Annotated in this window: 13 protein-coding genes; 5 read left to right on the top strand and 8 right to left on the bottom strand. The window is 59.8% G+C overall.

Translation table 11 applies throughout. From position 1 onward, the window contains the following. Nucleotides 1–22: 22 nt before the first annotated feature. Together dnaA and ACQY7U_RS11065 are read right to left on the bottom strand one after the other, a co-directional pair. Entirely contained in the window at nucleotides 23–1,486 is a 1,464-nt protein-coding gene (dnaA, locus tag ACQY7U_RS11060; protein WP_428644415.1) for a chromosomal replication initiator protein DnaA, read from the bottom strand. A gap of 1,068 nt (nucleotides 1,487–2,554) precedes the next feature. After that, on the bottom strand, nucleotides 2,555–3,967 hold the full coding sequence (locus tag ACQY7U_RS11065) for an FAD-binding oxidoreductase (protein ID WP_428644417.1): 1,413 nt from the start codon (nucleotides 3,965–3,967) through the stop codon (nucleotides 2,555–2,557). A 170-nt stretch (nucleotides 3,968–4,137) separates the two neighbouring features. Here ACQY7U_RS11065 and fabI point away from each other — a divergent pair, with 170 nt between their 5' ends. From fabI to ACQY7U_RS11080, 3 genes are all read left to right on the top strand, one after another. Then, the gene (gene fabI, locus ACQY7U_RS11070) at nucleotides 4,138–4,956 is read left to right on the top strand and encodes an enoyl-ACP reductase FabI (protein WP_428644419.1); all 819 of its coding nucleotides are present in this window, start codon (nucleotides 4,138–4,140) and stop codon (nucleotides 4,954–4,956) included. Between the two features lie 101 nt (nucleotides 4,957–5,057). Continuing rightward, nucleotides 5,058–5,702, top strand: coding sequence for a histidine phosphatase family protein (locus tag ACQY7U_RS11075; RefSeq protein WP_428644421.1), 645 nt, complete (start codon nucleotides 5,058–5,060; stop codon nucleotides 5,700–5,702). A 140-nt stretch (nucleotides 5,703–5,842) separates the two neighbouring features. After that, on the top strand, nucleotides 5,843–7,021 hold the full coding sequence (locus ACQY7U_RS11080; protein WP_428644423.1) for a DUF3095 family protein: 1,179 nt from the start codon (nucleotides 5,843–5,845) through the stop codon (nucleotides 7,019–7,021). 176 nt (nucleotides 7,022–7,197) lie between these two features. Here the strand turns inward: ACQY7U_RS11080 and ACQY7U_RS11085 are convergent, their stop codons facing one another. Further along, nucleotides 7,198–7,590, bottom strand: a complete 393-nt coding sequence (locus tag ACQY7U_RS11085) for a hypothetical protein (RefSeq protein ID WP_428644424.1) — start codon at nucleotides 7,588–7,590, stop codon at nucleotides 7,198–7,200. A 280-nt stretch (nucleotides 7,591–7,870) separates the two neighbouring features. Here ACQY7U_RS11085 and aroC point away from each other — a divergent pair, with 280 nt between their 5' ends. Together aroC and yghX are read left to right on the top strand one after the other, a co-directional pair. After that, a complete protein-coding gene (aroC, locus tag ACQY7U_RS11090) occupies nucleotides 7,871–8,956 on the top strand; it encodes a chorismate synthase (protein ID WP_428644426.1) in 1,086 nt (361 codons plus the stop codon). Between the two features lie 140 nt (nucleotides 8,957–9,096). Continuing rightward, a complete protein-coding gene (gene yghX, locus ACQY7U_RS11095; RefSeq protein WP_428644466.1) occupies nucleotides 9,097–9,984 on the top strand; it encodes a YghX family hydrolase in 888 nt (295 codons plus the stop codon). Between the two features lie 73 nt (nucleotides 9,985–10,057). Here the strand turns inward: yghX and ACQY7U_RS11100 are convergent, their stop codons facing one another. The 5 genes from ACQY7U_RS11100 to ACQY7U_RS11120 all read right to left on the bottom strand — a co-directional run bounded on the left by ACQY7U_RS11100 (nucleotide 10,058) and on the right by ACQY7U_RS11120 (nucleotide 16,427). Continuing rightward, complete coding sequence (locus tag ACQY7U_RS11100; protein ID WP_428644428.1) at nucleotides 10,058–11,587, bottom strand: DHA2 family efflux MFS transporter permease subunit; 1,530 nt, start codon at nucleotides 11,585–11,587, stop codon at nucleotides 10,058–10,060. Between the two features lie 16 nt (nucleotides 11,588–11,603). Next, entirely contained in the window at nucleotides 11,604–12,491 is an 888-nt protein-coding gene (locus tag ACQY7U_RS11105) for an alpha/beta fold hydrolase (protein ID WP_428644430.1), read from the bottom strand. Nucleotides 12,492–12,526: 35 nt separating this feature from the next. Continuing rightward, nucleotides 12,527–13,636 carry a patatin-like phospholipase family protein gene (locus ACQY7U_RS11110; protein ID WP_428644432.1) on the bottom strand — a complete coding sequence of 370 codons (1,110 nt, stop codon included), beginning with the start codon at nucleotides 13,634–13,636 and terminating at the stop codon, nucleotides 12,527–12,529. Nucleotides 13,637–13,923: 287 nt separating this feature from the next. Beyond that, nucleotides 13,924–15,243, bottom strand: a complete 1,320-nt coding sequence (gene ribB, locus ACQY7U_RS11115; RefSeq protein ID WP_428644434.1) for a 3,4-dihydroxy-2-butanone-4-phosphate synthase — start codon at nucleotides 15,241–15,243, stop codon at nucleotides 13,924–13,926. 71 nt (nucleotides 15,244–15,314) lie between these two features. Continuing rightward, nucleotides 15,315–16,427, bottom strand: a complete 1,113-nt coding sequence (locus ACQY7U_RS11120) for a class I SAM-dependent methyltransferase (protein WP_428644436.1) — start codon at nucleotides 16,425–16,427, stop codon at nucleotides 15,315–15,317.

Here is a 16,427-nt window from a genome sequence, read left to right on the forward strand (position 1 = left end):
GCTGGGGATCCCTGAAACCGGATCAGGCGTGGATCAGCCGTTTCAGCAGCTCGATTTCCTGAGCGAGCGACTTGTCCTTCCGAACCATGTCTTCGATCTTGCGCACGGCATGCAGCACCGTCGTATGATCGCGGTTGCCGAAGCGGCGGCCGATTTCCGGCAGCGAGCGGCCGGTGATGACCTTGGCGATATACATGGCGATCTGCCGCGGACGGACCAGGGTGCGGGCCCGGCAGGAAGACAGGAGGTCGGCCTTGGTGACGCTGTAGTGCTTGCAGACCACCTGCTGGATTTCCTCGACCTTGATGGAACGAGGCTCGCCGATGCGCACCAGGTCGTGCAGGGTTTTTTCCGCCAGTTCCATCGTCACCGGCTGCTTGGTCAGCTGGTTGTGCGCAAACAGCCTGTTCAGCGCGCCTTCCAGGTCACGCGCCGAAGCGATGACGTAGCAGGCGATGTAGTCGATGACTTCGTCCGGCACCGAGAAGCTCGGGTGTGTCCGGCGGGCTGCGTTGATGCGTTTTTTCAGAACCTCGTGGCGCAGCGCATAGTCGGTCGCCTGGATGCGGACGACTTCGCCTCTTTGAATGCGGTGGCACAGTCCGGTTCCGAGCGTGTCGAGATCTTCCGGTGCCCGGTCGGCCGCTATGATGATCTGCGACGGCGATTCCATCAGCATTTCAAGAGTCTTGGAAAATTCCTCGTGGGCCTGTTTGCCGTGCAGGAACTGCAGGTCGTCGATCAAGAGCAGGTCGATGGACTTCATGGCCTGACGCAGGACCGGGAAAGCCGGTGTCCTGAGGGCCGGAACCAGATGGTACATGAAGAACTCGGCCGAGAGATAGGCAACCTGACGGCCTGTCTTGCGGGCCTCGGTCGCGGCTGCCTGCAGCAGATGGGTTTTGCCGATGCCGGTGGAGGAGTGGATATAGAGCATATCCAGCGTTCCTTCGTGACCGGCGGCCATCTGGCGTACGGCGGCGCAGGCGAGGCTGTTGGAAGCGCCTTCGGCAAAGGTATCGAAGGTGAGCTTCGGATTGAGCGCCGCACCGCTCAGGAAGCTGAGGGCCGCATCTTCGCCCATGTCGACCAGGCAAGGAATGGACGCCTGGCTGGCAGAGGAGCCGAACTGGGGGGTGGAACCGAACGGGGCGGGACGGCCGCTGATCCGGCGGGCGGTGATCGCCTTGGGAGCATGTCCGCTCGAGATCTGGCGGGGGCGCAGGGCGCCGCGCACCGTCAATTCGATCCGATTGATATCGTTTTGTTCGCGTTTCCAAAGCCCGACGAGCTGTTTCTCGTAGTTGCTCAGGATCCAGTTTTTAAGAAAACGGGTCGGAACAGACAGACGTACGGAACCGTCCGTTGTTTCTTCATGATTTACTCTGCCGAACCAGTTGGAAAAGACATCTTCACCAAGTTCGTTTCTAAGTTCTTTTTTAACGCGATCCCATTGATCCGAAGTTGCTAGGTTGTGAACCTGCATTGTGGCCTCCATCCGAGGGAACGCTTGGAACCGCTCCCCCCCCGTGCACTGTCTGTGAGCAGCGAAATTCCGCCGTCGCTGCCCGTTTGATTTTGTCTGGTCGCGGGTTCTGTCTTTCCGTTGACCAGGGTGGCTTGTTAGCGCCTATGAACAATCATTAACCATTTGCTTACCATACTTTCAAATAGCTAATTTTTATGAGGTCATAGACGGTTTGTATTGTGATTTTTGTAGATGTGTCCCGGTCCTAATGTAAAAACTACATAGAGAATCTACGGGGCATTGAGTGCAGGACTTCCGCCAAGTCCTGTTTAAGTTGTTCTCCTTTTACCGCTTCAACTAAGCCTCAGGGCATGCAAGCAGTTTTAGGAAATTTTTAACTAATCGCATTCTTTTCTGCGGGTTTTCAAAAGGCAGCTTCGAAAATAGACAGTTTTTTCGATGGAAAATTCGCTATCCGTCGTAAAAGAAAGGTAGTTTTTACGATAGCGTTCGGGAATCGAATGTACCGGAGGTAGCCGGTCCGGGGGCGAAAGCGGCCGATCGGACGTTCCTGATGTCCTTTCGAAGGCTGATTCCTGGGGAGAGTTTTGGGCCCTCAAACGTGTTTTTTGACCAATGGCTTCAAAACCCGTCTCGACGATGAATTTTTGAAAAGTTGTTTAAACGCAATGTGTTATTCTAAAACGCGGGCACGAGTGCAGACTTGTCAAAAATAAGGGGGCTGCCTATGGTTATCCCCAGAGCACAGGAAATTTCAGGGAGTTCGTATTTTTTACAATTGCCTGCAATTCCGGCTTCGTGACTTTTCGGCCGACGACAGTCTTCAAGCTACAATTTATGTGTTTTTACGTATCTGTTTGATCGTTATTATTAACGAGCTAGTCCTGAATTCGTTCGCATGAGACCGGCTCAGCACCTGTTTCCTCAAGAGGCGGCTCCATAAAACTGGCCCCTCATGCGTGCCGGCGATGGCAGGTGAGGTTGGGCGGCAAGCAAAAACCGCCCGGCGGATGCCGGACGGTTTGAGCCGGTTACGTCAAGGTGTCGGATTCGCCCGGGCGTGCCTCAGAGCACTCTGCCGGGATTGAGAAGGCCTTTCGGATCGAAGGCGTCCTTGATCCGTTGCATCAGATCCAGTTCGATACCGGTCTTCACGTCCTTGAGGAGGTCCCGTTTCAGGCGCCCGATGCCGTGCTCGGCGGAAATGCTGCCGCCGAAGTCATGAACGATACCGTGAACAATGGCATTCATCTCGTCCCACTTGGCCAGATAGTCTTCCTTGTCGGCGCCGACGGGCTGACTGACGTTGAAATGGATGTTGCCGTCGCCGATATGGCCGAAGGGAACCGGCCGGCATCCTGGAACGAGGCTTTCCACCGCGGCCATGGCCTTGTCGAGGAAGTCGGGGATCGAGGCAACGGGAACGGACACATCATGCTTGATGGACCCGCCTTCGGGCTTCTGGACTTCCGACATGCCGTGGCGGATGTGCCAGAAGTCGTGCACCTGTGTGAGGTTCTGGGCAAAGGCGGCATCCTCCACAAGACCTTCCTCGAAGGCTTCGCCCAGGATGCTTTCCATCAGGTCGCGGACTTCGAATGCGTCGGATCCGCTGGAAAGCTCCATTAGGATGTACCAGGCATGTTCGCCTTCCAGTGGATCGCGAGCGCCCTCGAGGTGCCGGAGGCAGAATTCGACCCCGACCCGCGGCATGATCTCGAAGCCGGTCAGAAGCGGCCCGGCCTGTGCCTTGGCAAGGGTGAACAGCTTGAGGGCGGACTGAGGGTCGGGCAAACCGACAAAGGCGGCCTCCAGCTTCTTCGGTTTCGGAAAGAGCTTCAGCGAGGCGGCGGTAATGATGCCGAGCGTGCCTTCGCCGCCGATAAATAATTGTTTCAAATCATAACCGGTATTGTCCTTGCGAAGGGTCCTCAACCCGTTCCAGATCTCGCCTGTCGGCAGCACCACTTCGAGACCGAGAACCAGGTCGCGGGTGTTGCCATAGGCAAGGACGGCGGTGCCGCCGGCGTTGGTGGAAATGTTGCCGCCGATCTGGCAGGAGCCCTGTGCGCCGAGTGAAAGCGGGAACAGACGGTCGACTTTTTCCGCCTCGTTCTGAAGCGTTTCGAGGACCACTCCGGCTTCGACGGTGATGGTGAAGCCGACCGGATCGACGGACCTGACCTTGTTGAGGCGGGAGAGTGACAGGACGATTTCATCCCCGGTTTCCTGCGGTATTTGCCCGCCAACCAGTCCGGTGTTGCCACCTTGCGGAACGATCTTCAGGCCCTGCTCATAGGCGTAGGCCATCACCTTGCCGACCTCTTCCGTCGAGCCCGGGCGCAACACCATCGGAGTGATCCCCTGATAGAGGTCGCGCCACTCCGTCAGATAGGGCGCCTGGTCGTCCGGGCTGGTCAGAACATTGGCTTCGCCGATCAGTTTGGCGAAGTGGTCGGCATGTGGAGAACGCTCCATTCGAGGGGTCCTTGTGAAGTTTGACAGTAAAATCCGGGCGCCAACATAGTGGCTGATCGCGCCGCCGTCGACGGCTCATTCCGCCGCTTGCTCTCTTGAAGGAACTAACCCCTTGTGCCATAGGAAGCCAGCCCGCTGGGGCGGTAGAGGAATTCTTTTCGGAGATGACGATGGCGGAAACGCGCGGACTGATGAACGGCAAACGCGGCCTGATCATGGGCGTGGCAAACAACAAATCAATTGCCTGGGGCATTGCCAAAGCGCTGGCCGACGCCGGAGCCGAATTGGCGCTCACCTATCAGGGTGATGCCTTGAAGAAGCGCGTTGAACCGCTTGCAGACCAGCTGGGGGCCTTCGTCGCGGGCCATTGCGATGTCACCGAGGGCGAAACGATCGATGCGGTCTTCAAGTCTCTGGAAGACAAATGGGGCAAGATCGACTTCGTTGTCCATGCCATCGCTTTCTCCGACAAATCCGAACTGACCGGCCGTTTCGTCGATACGTCTTCCGACAACTTCAACCGGACGATGGATATTTCCTGCTATTCGCTGACTGCTGTCGCTCAGCGTGCCGAGAAGCTTATGGCGGATGGCGGTTCGCTCCTGACGCTGACATACTACGGCGCGGAAAAGGTCATGCCGCATTACAACGTCATGGGCGTTGCCAAGGCTGCCCTTGAGACAAGTGTGAAGTATCTGGCGATGGATCTCGGCCCGCAGAACATCCGGGTGAACGCGATCTCCGCCGGACCTATCAAGACACTGGCGGCTTCCGGTATCGGCGACTTCCGCTATATCCTGAAGTGGAACGAATACAATTCGCCGCTTCGCCGCACGGTCACCATCGAGGAAGTCGGCGACAGTGCCCTGTTCCTGCTCTCCGATCTCGGCCGCGGTGTCACCGGCGAGATCCAGCACGTCGACTGCGGCTACAACATCGTCGGCATGAAGGCGGTGGATGCGCCGGATATCTCGGTCGTGAAGGACTGACGATTTAGAGCATCAAAACAAATTGGCCGGTTTGACCGGCCATTTTTATTTCCGGCATGTCCTGATATATGGACCGGCCCGCCACTATTACCGGATATCCCATGACGAGTGTTCCAAGCACACGAGACTTTGCCAGCTCACCGAAGGCGTTTGACCCGGAACTGCTGATCTTTGTCCGCCACGGGCAGACGGACTGGAACGCGGAAGGCCGCATGCAGGGGCAGAGGGACATTCCGCTCAATCCGATTGGTGAAGACCAGGCAAGTGGCAACGGCCGGCGCCTGAAGGAGTTTCTGGCACAAGAGGGGCTGGAGGCCGGAGGGCTCGATTTCGTCGCATCGCCGCTTGGCCGAACACGTCAGACCATGGAGCTGCTTCGGCAAGCCATGGGCCTTGTTCCCGAAGACTACCGGCTCGAAGATCAGCTGAAGGAAATCACCTTTGGCGACTGGGAGGGCTTTACACTCGAGGAGCTCGCGGATGAGGAGCAGGACCTGATCCTTGAGCGCAAGGCCGACAAATGGGCATTCGTGCCGCCGGGCGGGGAAAGCTATGAAATGCTGTCGGACAGGATCGCCCGATGGCTGGTTACCGTCGAGCGTCCGTCCGTGGTCGTCTCCCACGGTGGTGTGTTCCGTACCTTGCGCGGCCTTCTGGAAGGCCTGGACAAGACCGTGGTTCCCAAGCTGGATGTGCCGCAGGACAAGGTTTTTGTCTGGCGGAACGGTGCCTTTACCGAGGTATGATCGCCTCTGAAGGCAAGGATCTGACTGGAAACCTGCGCGGCGACAACTAGATGTAAGGCTTCGGCCGAACATTGCCGCCGTGATTTGCCGAAACCCGGTGACAGACACCCGGTCCGGGAAGACGGCTCAGGGAGAAAATCGTGTCCGCTGACAATTTCTACAGCGAGTTGCCAAGCTTCTCCGATTTCAGTTCCGTGAGCGCCCTTGCGGACTACCGCCCCGTGCCCGACGACTGGTATGTCCTTGCCGCGGATATCGTGCGATCCCAGGACGCCGTGGCCGCTGGCCGCTACAAGGAAGTGAACATGGTCGGGGCGGCGGTGATTGCAGCTGTCCTCAACCGCCTTGGTAGCGATCGCATTCCATTTGTCTTCGGCGGCGACGGAGCGATGCTCGTCGTGCCTGCGGGCGATGTCGTGGCTGGCCGCGAGGTGCTTGCCGGCGTGGTCGATCTTGCGCGGCAGGTGATGGAGCTGGAGCTGCGAGCGGCCGTCATTCCCCTGGCCCATATCCGGGAGCAGGGAGGAGACATCCGGGTCCGCAAATACAGGCTCAGCAGCGGAAACCACCTGGCCATGATCATGGGCGACGGGCTGGCGATCGCAGACCGGATCCTGAAGGATCCGGAAGCGGTGAAGCCTTTTGCGTTGACGGATCGGGAAGCCGCCCTGCCGCCGCTCGACGGACTGTCCTGCCGCTGGGAGCCGCTGCCGGCCAGGAACGGTTATATCGCTTCGCTGATTATCAAGCCGACCGGCCGAAAGCCGTTGACGGACATCATGGCGGCCATGGCGGAGGAAATCGGGTTCAATCCCCTGACTGACGACGCCCGCGCGACACTCGCGGACAAGGATCATCTGAACTTCCGTTTTCCACCGCGAAGGCTGGGACTGGAGGTCCGGCTGGTGCATGCCCGGCACCTTCTGAAGGGGTGGGCGAGGGTTACGGTGGAGAACCTGGTGTTCGTTCTTGGGTATTTCACCGGGTGGCGGATCGGTCCCTTTCAAGCCGGGCGGTACCTCAAGGAACTCAGCCTCAATACGGATCATCGCAAGCTCGGTGACAGCCTGCAGCTTGTCCTGGACCTGTCCGGGGAGCAGCTTGGGGCGGTGAAAAAGGTGCTCGGGTCGGCTTTTGAGGCTGGAGAGCTCGTCTACGGGCTGCATGTCTCCGACACGGCGCTGATGACCTGTTTTGTGGAAGACATCGGCAAGGGCCGTCACATCCATTTTGTGGACGGCGCCGATGGCGGTCTGTCGGTAGCGGCTGCGGAATTCAAACTGAGGCAGGCGGCTCTGAGCGGCGCAAAAACGGCTTAGCCCGGAATTCTCAAACTCTGACCCAAGCTGAAAGAGCTCAAAGTACCTGCACGGGATCGGTCAGATTGCCTGTCGGCCAGAAGCCGGGAGGTCTTCTGCGTTTTCGCCATGATTGACGATTCAAGGACGACAGAGATCAGGGGGTCGGTAATCAGGCGGGGAAGCCTGGAGGCGTCTTAGGAGGTGGACGAACTGATCTCGGCATGGCGGCAAATCGCGGCTGCCAGATCCCTGGCCTGGCGGTGCGCAAGGAGGAGGCCCGGTTCTCGCTGGAATGCCTGCAGTTTTTCCGGAAAACCCGCTGATTGCGCTGGGGTTTCGATTTCCGCCAGGCTGCGCGTCAGGTGGTCGGGCAGGCGCCGGGGCCGGCCGGTGAGGGCCATCCCCTGCATCATGGGCTGAAACGCGCGTATCAGTTTGAGGCTGGTCAGGCTGCGGTCGATTGCCTGCACCTTCTCGATTTCCTTGTAAAACCATAGCGAAGCGAACTGCAGGCTTGGAGCCAGCAGCAATACCGTCAATCCTGTCAGCCACGGCCGAATGCGCGCTTGGGTGTCCCACCAACTCATATTCGCAAGTCCATGAAGGAAAGTGGGCCTTAATGATTTGAAATCTTTAAGTATATGCGCAGAGAATTTTCCGCTATTTTCTATCTAGCGTTGCTAAATATTTGTATTGTCTTCAAATTATACGAAAATAGCACAAATAATTGAAAATCTTGCCGCTGTAGGTATTGCCGGGCAAGAATACGCCAAGTGGTAAGCTTTTGGTCTTCAGGGCTTGAGCTTGCCTGTCCAATGGCGTATCGCTCGGCGCCTGAGATATTCTCTGCAACGCCGGAAGCCCATCATGTCGCATAACAGTTTTGGTCACTTGTTCCGTGTCACAACCTGGGGGGAAAGTCACGGCCCTGCGATCGGCTGTGTCATTGACGGCTGCCCACCACTGATCCCGCTGACCGAAGTGGACATCCAAGGGTATATGGAAAAGCGAAAGCCGGGCCAGTCGCGGTTCACCACCCAGCGCCGCGAACCGGACGAAGTGAAGATCCTGTCCGGGGTGATGGTCGACGACGATGGTGTGCAGAAGACCACCGGAACGCCGATCTCCCTGATGGTTCAGAACACGGACCAGCGGTCGAAGGACTATTCGGAGATCAAGGACCGTTTCCGTCCGGGGCATGCGGACTTCACCTACAACGCCAAATACGGCATTCGCGACTATCGTGGCGGCGGCCGGTCGTCCGCGCGCGAGACAGCGATGCGCGTCGCTGCCGGTGCGGTCGCCCGCAAGGTGCTGCAGGGCGTGACCATCCGTGGGGCGCTGGTCCAGGTCGGACCTCACAAGGTCGACCGCGGTAATTGGAACTGGACGGAAGTCGACAACAACGTGTTCTTCTCACCCGATGCGAAGGCTGCCGAATTCTGGGCCGATTATCTGGATGGTATCCGCAAGGCGGGCTCTTCCGTCGGAGCTGTCGTCGAAGTGGTGGCTGAAGGCGTTCCGGCCGGCTGGGGCGCGCCGATCTACGGCAAGCTCGATACGGACCTTGCTGCGGCGATGATGTCCATCAACGCCGTCAAAGGCGTCGAGGTCGGCAACGGCTTCGACGCGGCCTGCCTGACCGGCGAGGAAAACGCCGATGAAATCCGCATCGACGACGTTGGCCAGCCCAGGTTCCTGACCAACAACGCCGGCGGCATTCTGGGCGGCATTTCCAATGGCGATCCGCTGGTGGTACGTTTTGCCGTCAAGCCGACCTCGTCTATCCTGACGGAACGCAAGTCGATCACCAAACAGGGCGAGGAGGTGGACGTAATGACCAAGGGGCGCCACGATCCTTGTGTCGGCATCCGGGCCGTTCCGGTCGGTGAGGCGATGATGGCCTGTGTTCTGGCGGACCATTTCCTCAGACATCGCGGACAGGTCGGCTGACGCTGTAGCGCCGGCCTCATTACATATCGTTACATTTCTTTTGGCTCGCGGGTGTGGACCCGGGGGCTTGCGCTCCTAGTTTTGCGGAAGGCACGGGTTTCGTGTTTTCAGGGAGTGACCAGATGAATGATCAGACACCGATCCGCCGCATGACGGCAAAGGACTTTCCGCAGGAACTTCTCGATCTTTATGATTTCTATGCTCACGGCAGGATTACCAAGCGCGAGTTCTTGAATGGGGCGGCCAAGTTCGCAGTTGCCGGGGTGACGGCCGCCATGCTGCTTGATCAACTTTCACCAAACTATGCACTGGCTCAGCAGGTGGCGCCGGACGATGCGGCCATCGTGACCGAGCGGATTACCTATTCCTCGCCGAACGGCCACGGCGAGGTCAACGGCTATCTGGTGAAACCGGCCGGTGCGACCGGCAAGCTGCCCGCCGTTTTGGTGGTGCATGAGAACCGGGGTCTCAATCCTTATATCGAGGATGTTGCGCGCAGGATGGGCAAGGCCGGGTTCATGGCCCTCGCGCCGGACGGTCTGACTTCGGTCGGTGGATACCCGGGGTCGGACGACAAGGGGCGGGAACTGCAGCGAACCGTGGACGGCACGAAGCTCATGAACGACTTTTTTGCCGGGTTCGAATATCTGCTCAACCACGATGACAGTACCGGCAAAGTCGGAGCCGTCGGGTTCTGTTACGGCGGCGGCGTTGTCAACGCGATCGCGGTTGCCTATCCGGAACTTGCCGCCGGGGTGCCGTTTTACGGACGGCAGCCGGCGGCGGCGGATGTGCCGAAGATCCAGGCAGCTTTAATGCTGCAGTACGCCGAACTGGACGAGCGGATCAATGCGGGCTGGCCGGCATTTGAGGCCGCGCTCAAGGAAAACGGCAAGGACTATGTGGCCTATGTCTATCCGGGCGTAAACCACGGGTTCCACAATGACACCACGCCCCGGTACGATGAAGCGTCCGCCAAGCTTGCGGAAGAGCGGACAATTACGTTCTTTAAAGAACACCTGACGTAGTCGGGCAGGGCAGAGGAAAACCCGGGCCGCAAATGTCCGGGTTTTCGATTTGAAAATTGCCAATAGTTCGGTGTCAGGCTTTGCCTGCCGCCGCCTTCGCCGGGACTTTTGCCGCAAAGGCCCAGAGGGAAATGAGCGTTGCGATGAGTACGACAGCGGCGCCGAGATAATATCCGGATCCGATGGCTTCCGTCGTGATACCTTTCAGTTGCACCAATGCATCCGGCCAATGTTCTTTCAACTCCGTCGTGGCGGCGGCCTGAGCCTGTTCAGACCGGAACAGCAGCATTTGCAGCTCATGGCGTTTTCGGGCCACGGGCTCCAGCCGGTCGGCAACGTCGGCGATCCTTGTCTTCTCGATCAGGTTGATGACCGCGCCGATGCAGGCGATGCCGAAGACACCGCCTGTTTGCCGCAGGGTCTGCAGGATGGCGGAGGCAGTTGCCCGTTGCCCGGCCGATACCTGGGAAAGGCCTTCCGTGGTCACCGTGCTCGCCAGCAGTCCAAGGCCGAGGCCGATCAGCAACATGCCGGGGATCATCCAGAGGATGTTGCCCTGCTCCAGCACGATGGCCTGGGAGAAGAAGCCGAGAGAAATGGCGAGCGTTCCCGTGATGGCCAGTAGCCGGAAGGCGATCTTGCCGAAGAGATATCCGGAGACCTGGGCCATGACGATGATGGCGAGAACCACCGGCATCATGGCTAGACCTGTCTGGAAGGGCGAGAAGGCGAGAACGTTCTGGATGAAGACTGCCCCATAGACCACCTGTCCCAGCATGGCGAACTGGATGCAGAAAAGAACGATGCCGCAGCCGAGATAAATCCGGTTGCCGAACATCGAGAAGTCGATGATCGGCGCCCCGTGGCCCGGGGTGCGGAAGGGAAGTATCGCCAGGGCCGCAAACCCCAGAATTGCGAGGCCAAGCGAAACCGCAAGCGGCAGGGTGCCGTCACCAAGGCTCTGGATGGCCGTGGTCAGGATGAGGCTGCCGAACACGAGGAGCGCCGCACCGGCAAAGTCGAAGGGTTTTTCCGTTCCCCGGTAGGCGATCTTCCCAAGGCGGAGCGCAGCCAGGAACGTGATGGTGCCGATGGGCACATTGATCAGGAACACCAGGTGCCAGGAGAACTGCTGCACCAGAAACCCGCCGAGCAGGGGGCCGGCGGCCAGAAACAGCAGGCCGCTGCCGACATAGATCGACATGGCGCGTCCCCGGTTCTCGGGCGGAAAGGTGCCAAAGACGATTGCCGTTGCCGCAGGCTGCATCAGGGCGGCGCCGACGCCCTGGCCGATGCGGGCGGCGATAAAGATTTCACCGAGGGGGGCAATCGCGCAGAGCAGGGAGGAGAGTGTGAAGAGGCCGACACCGGCGGTAAACGAGCGGTAGTGACCGAAGCGGTCGCCTGCCCAGCCCGCGCAGATCAGCGAGGCGGCAAGGGCAAGCGTATAGCCGTTGACCACCCACTGCAGGCCCATCGGCCCGAAGGCGAAGGCGCGCTGCAAGGGCGGCAGGGCGATCCCGATCACTGTCTGGTCGATCATGATCATGCCGATGGCCCCGGTCATGTTGATCAGGGTCAGGGTAGGCTTGTCCATCGCCATCAGGCCGCTCCCGGGTTCACAGGCTGTCCATGAAGCGGACGATGGCGTCCTGCGCGGCTTGTTCGTTCAGGAACGGACAATGGCCACGCCCTTCGATTTCGGCCGCCTGCATCCAGGGCGCTATTTCCTGCATCTTTTCGATGGTCGCCTTGGCGGTCACGTCGGACAGGACACCGCGTATGGAGAGGACCGGCAGTTTCAGATCCGCCGCTTTCCGGTGAGCCGCCCAGAGATCTCGGGGCGTCTCCCGGTTTTCCGCCAGTGCCTTGCCGAGGTTGTCGTCATAGCGGTGGTGCCACTTGCCGTCCTTCAGGCCGTACATGGAAACGGCCATGCGCTCGAAATCGTCGTCGCTCAGGCCCTCGAACTGGTTGCCGACATGGTCCTTCAACGTGGCAATGACGTTGTTGAGATCCTTTTCGTCCGGCAGCTTGCCTGCATAGCCGAAGATCCGGGCCATGCCCGTCATCTCGATGGTGGCGCCGAGATCATTCAGGACAATTCCCGCCAGCATGTCGGGATGATCCTCGACCATCAGCATGGCCAGCAGCGCACCCAGTGAAGAGCCGAGCAGAACTACCTTGTCCTCACCAAGGTGCTTCCAGAACTCATAGATGTCGCGAATGTAAACGGCCGTGTTGTAGTTGGAATAATCCGGGTCGTTGTCGGATGTATCCCGGCCACGCAGGTTGAGCGTGTAGATCCGGTACTTGTCGGACAGCAGGGCTGCCGCCGGATCGAGGTCGCGGATGTTCCGGGTAAGGCCCGGCAGAGCGAGGATGGCGGGCTTGCCCGGATTTTTCGCGCCGTAGACGCGGTAGGTCAGGTTCAGCCCGTCGGAGGTCTTGAAGCTGCCGGCATTGTATTGGCCGGAGTCGTGTTTGCCTTCAATCGAAATGGTCATGGTTCAAATCCTGTCTTGAAAACTTGCCGCTTGTGTCAGGAGGCTTTTTGCGCGCGCTGAGGTGTGCCGCTTGCATCGTTGCCGGTAACCGGAAGCGGGCCGGCTTCCCCGTTCAGCCTGTTGTGCAGGATGTAGTTGATGCGGAAGGCTTCCTTGCCGAGCGTGTAATTGGCGGCGTCATATCCGCTCTCGATGCGGCTGCGGATCGTGGTCGGGCTGAAATCGATCACATTGCGCAGGGCGGCGCGCTCCGCGGGAATGGTAAAGATGTGCGAGACCGCGCGCAGGCGCATCAGGGCGTCGAAGGCAGGGTTGTTGCGAACTTCCGCGTTTTCCGGAACGGATTGTTCCAGTTCCCACAGCATCTCGGCAAAGCCATAGGCGCCTTCGTGCCCTTCGAAGGCCTTCCAGAACTTGTCCTCGTAGACGAGTTCCGTCATCCGGTCCATCGACTGGCCGAGATCCTTCGGGACGTCACCGAGCGCGCCGAACAACTCGACGACGAAGATCGGCAGGTGCTCGACCTCGTGTTCGTCGAGTATGCGGATCAGCGACTGGATCGGGGTGTTGTCGTATATGCCGCCGTCCCAGTAGTGCTCGCCGTCGATCTCGATCGGCGGAAAGCTCGGGGGCAGGGCGCCGCTGGCCATGATGTGTTCAGGGGTGAGCGTGTGGGTTCGGTTGGAGAATCGCTCGATTTCGCCGGAGACCACATTGGTGGCGGTCACGACGACGGTTGCGGTCCCGGCATCGTTCAGCCGGTCGAAATCGATGAAGCGCCGCATTGTGTCGAGCGCCGGCGAAATGTCGTAGATGCTGTTGTGCCGGGACATGCCGAACAGGGTGTTGTTCAGCCTGAAAAAGCGCGGGTGGCCGAGGCTTGTATAGGCGGTGTTGTATTGCTGGAACAGCGGGAAGGGATGCTCGTGGCCGAGATACTCCCACATCTCCAGCAGGGTCTCGTGCGGCTCGCCGTATTTCGGGGCGGCAAGAACGGCTGCGTTGAGCGCGCCGATTGATGTGCCGGTCAGAATTTCAGGCCGGAAACCAAGTTCGTAGATCCGACGGATCGCGCCTGCTTCATAAGCTCCCAGAGCACCGCCGCCCTGAAGAACCAGCCCGATATTCTTCGCCTTGTCCTGCATAACCACTCCCCATCCGCTCTTTCGCGGCGCACCGACAGTTCGTTGCGGCGCACAATCGCGGTGGCAGTCTGGGAAAGCTTTATGGATGTCCCCTTAACAACCTTGCAAAAATTGACATTACGCAAGGGAATTCTGAGGCGGCTCGAGGTTAAGCGCCTGGATTGGAAGGAGGAATCCGGTCAGTTTTTTTTGGCGTTCAATCGGGGAACGAAAAACCCGGCCAAAGGTTCCGGCCGGGTTTGCTGAATTCCTGTGCAAATTACACCGTGCCGGCGGCCCGCGCCGCCTCAGGCGTCGAGGATTTCCGTTTCGTCGATCTTGATGTCGAAGCCTTCGAGGCCGACGTAGTGGCGCTCGCGGGAGGCGAGCAGGCGGATGGAGCTGACACCGAGGTCCTTCAGGATCTGGGCGCCGAGCCCGACTTCGCGCCATTGTTCCTGCCGGGCCTGCGCGGAGCTATGCTCTTCGGTGTCGGCCGCCTCGAAATCCGATCGCGTCCGCGTGGACTGGCGGGCAACGCCGACGGAGCCCTCGCGCAGATAAACGATGACGCCCCGGCCGCGTTCGGCGAAATGCGCCATGATCTGGTCGAGCGACTGTGTTTCGCCGAAGACGTCGTCGAGTACGGATTCAAGTTGCAGGCGGACGGGCACGCTGCGGCCGTCGAGAATGTCGCCATAGACGATGGCGAGATGATGCATCGGGTCGTAGGGCGTGGAATAGGTCATGGCATAGGCGGGGCCTGCCACGGTTTCGACCGGCTGCTCGTTGACCCGCTCCACCATGCGCTCGGTGCGCTGGCGCCAGGCGATCAGGTCGGAAACGGAGACCATCTTCAGGTCATGCTCGGCGGCGAATTCCGCCACCTGCTGGCCGCGTTTCACAGTGCCGTCGTCATTGACCAGCTCGCTGATGACGCCGACCTGTTCCAGGCCTGCCAGCCGGCAGAGGTCGACGGCGGCTTCCGTGTGGCCGGAGCGGATCATCACGCCGCCTTCCTTGGCGACCAGCGGGAAGATATGGCCCGGACGGACGAAATCCTCGGCACCGACATTGGGGTTGGCAAGGGCGCGCACGGTCGAGCAGCGCTCCTCAGCGGAGATCCCGGTGGTCAGGCCCTGGCGGTAATCTACTGAGATGGTGAAGGCGGTGGCGAGCGGGGCATCGTTTTCGGCGACCATCGGATCCAGCCGCAACCGCCGGGCATGGCCGACCGTCATCGGCGCACAGATGATGCCGGAGGTGTGACGCACCATGAAGGCCATTTGCTCCGGGGTGACCTTGGAGGCGGCAACGATCAGGTCGCCCTCGTTTTCGCGGTCGTCATCGTCGGTCACGACAACCATTTCGCCGCGTTCGAATGCGCGGATTGCTTCTGCGACACGGGCCTGGGACACGGGATGCTCCTTGGTTGTAGACAGTCCGAGAAAGTCATTGGGGGTGACGGTGCCATTGGTGGCAATTGCGATCTTGCGGGCCATGTCCCGCGAGACCCAGACATTGGGGTCATTGCAAAGGGCTGTTACGGACGCAGGCGAAAGATTGGCGCGGCGCGCGAAGGCGCTGCGGCTTTCCCCGGTCTGCAAGAGCCATTGATCCAGTCTCATGGCTCCGCATATACGCCCATTCCTTTTCAGTCTCAAGAGAAGGAGGGCAGATTTTTCAGTGATACTGAAAATCAGTCGGATTTGATAAACTCGGCGACGCGCGAGACGAAGGCCGGCGTCCTCCAGCGCTCTTCAAGTCCCTGCGCCGCACAGAGCCCGGTCAGATCCTCGGTAAGATAAGACGTATAATAAGGCTCATGGAAGAGCTGGGGAAAGACCGACAGAAGTCCGTCATAATCCGGCACGTCGCCGGTCTGGAGGCTGTCCACAAAGAGGAAGGAACCGCCGGGTTTCAGGACCCTCGCGACTTCGGCGACCACCGCCCTTCGGATTTTCGGGGGCAACTCGTGAAAGAGAAAGACGCAGGAGACGACATCAAGGGAGTTGTCGGAAAAGGGCAGGTTTTCCGCCAAGGCGGTCACATACGAGGCGCGGCGCGATCTGATCCGGTCGCGGCCGACGCTCAGATAGGGTTCGGACAGGTCGAGGCCGATGCCCTTCAGGCGGGGAAAGGCTTTCAGCGCAGGGCGCAGCAGGCCGCCGGTGCCACAGGCAAGGTCAAGATAGGTAACCCTTCGCTGGTCTTTCTTGCGCAGGATCTTTGCGAAGGGAACAAGTGCCCGGCGGCGCATGGCGGCTGTCGCCCCGGAAAAGAGCACGTCCACCTGGAAGTCGTAGATCCTTGCGCTTTCTTCAGTGAGCCAGCCATCGGTCTGGAAATGGAAGTTCTGGCGGTAGTAGCGCGGCAGGGCCTCGGCGAAGCCTTCCGCCGTTTCGTTCACTTCCTGGTGTGCGCCCGCCGCCCGGCGGCGGGCGACTTCCGGCACGTCCCGGAAAAAGGCGCGGCTTGTTTCCAGCAGTTCGCGCGGGCTCATGGTGCCGTCCGAGGGCATCGGATAAAGCCCCTCCTCGACGGCCTTCAGATCGTCGGCAAAGAGTTGGACGATATCGGCGAGCATGCGCCTCTGGCCGGGCACGGGACCGTCGGGGACGACCTTGGGCGTTTCCGGCAGGTCCTTCTGCAGCTCCCTGTTCATCCTGCGCATGGCTTCCGAATGCAGCGTATAGAGCGCGATCCGGCTGCCCTGGTGCAGCGCGTAGCGGGTGCGGCGGGCAAGGTTCAGCAAAGGTGGCAGTTTCCGATTGCCTTCCCGAGGCCTGATATCTTCGTCCACCGCCGCCAT

The sequence above is a fragment of the Roseibium sp. genome, assembly GCF_050301095.1.
Taxonomy (GTDB): Bacteria; Pseudomonadota; Alphaproteobacteria; order Rhizobiales; family Stappiaceae; genus Roseibium.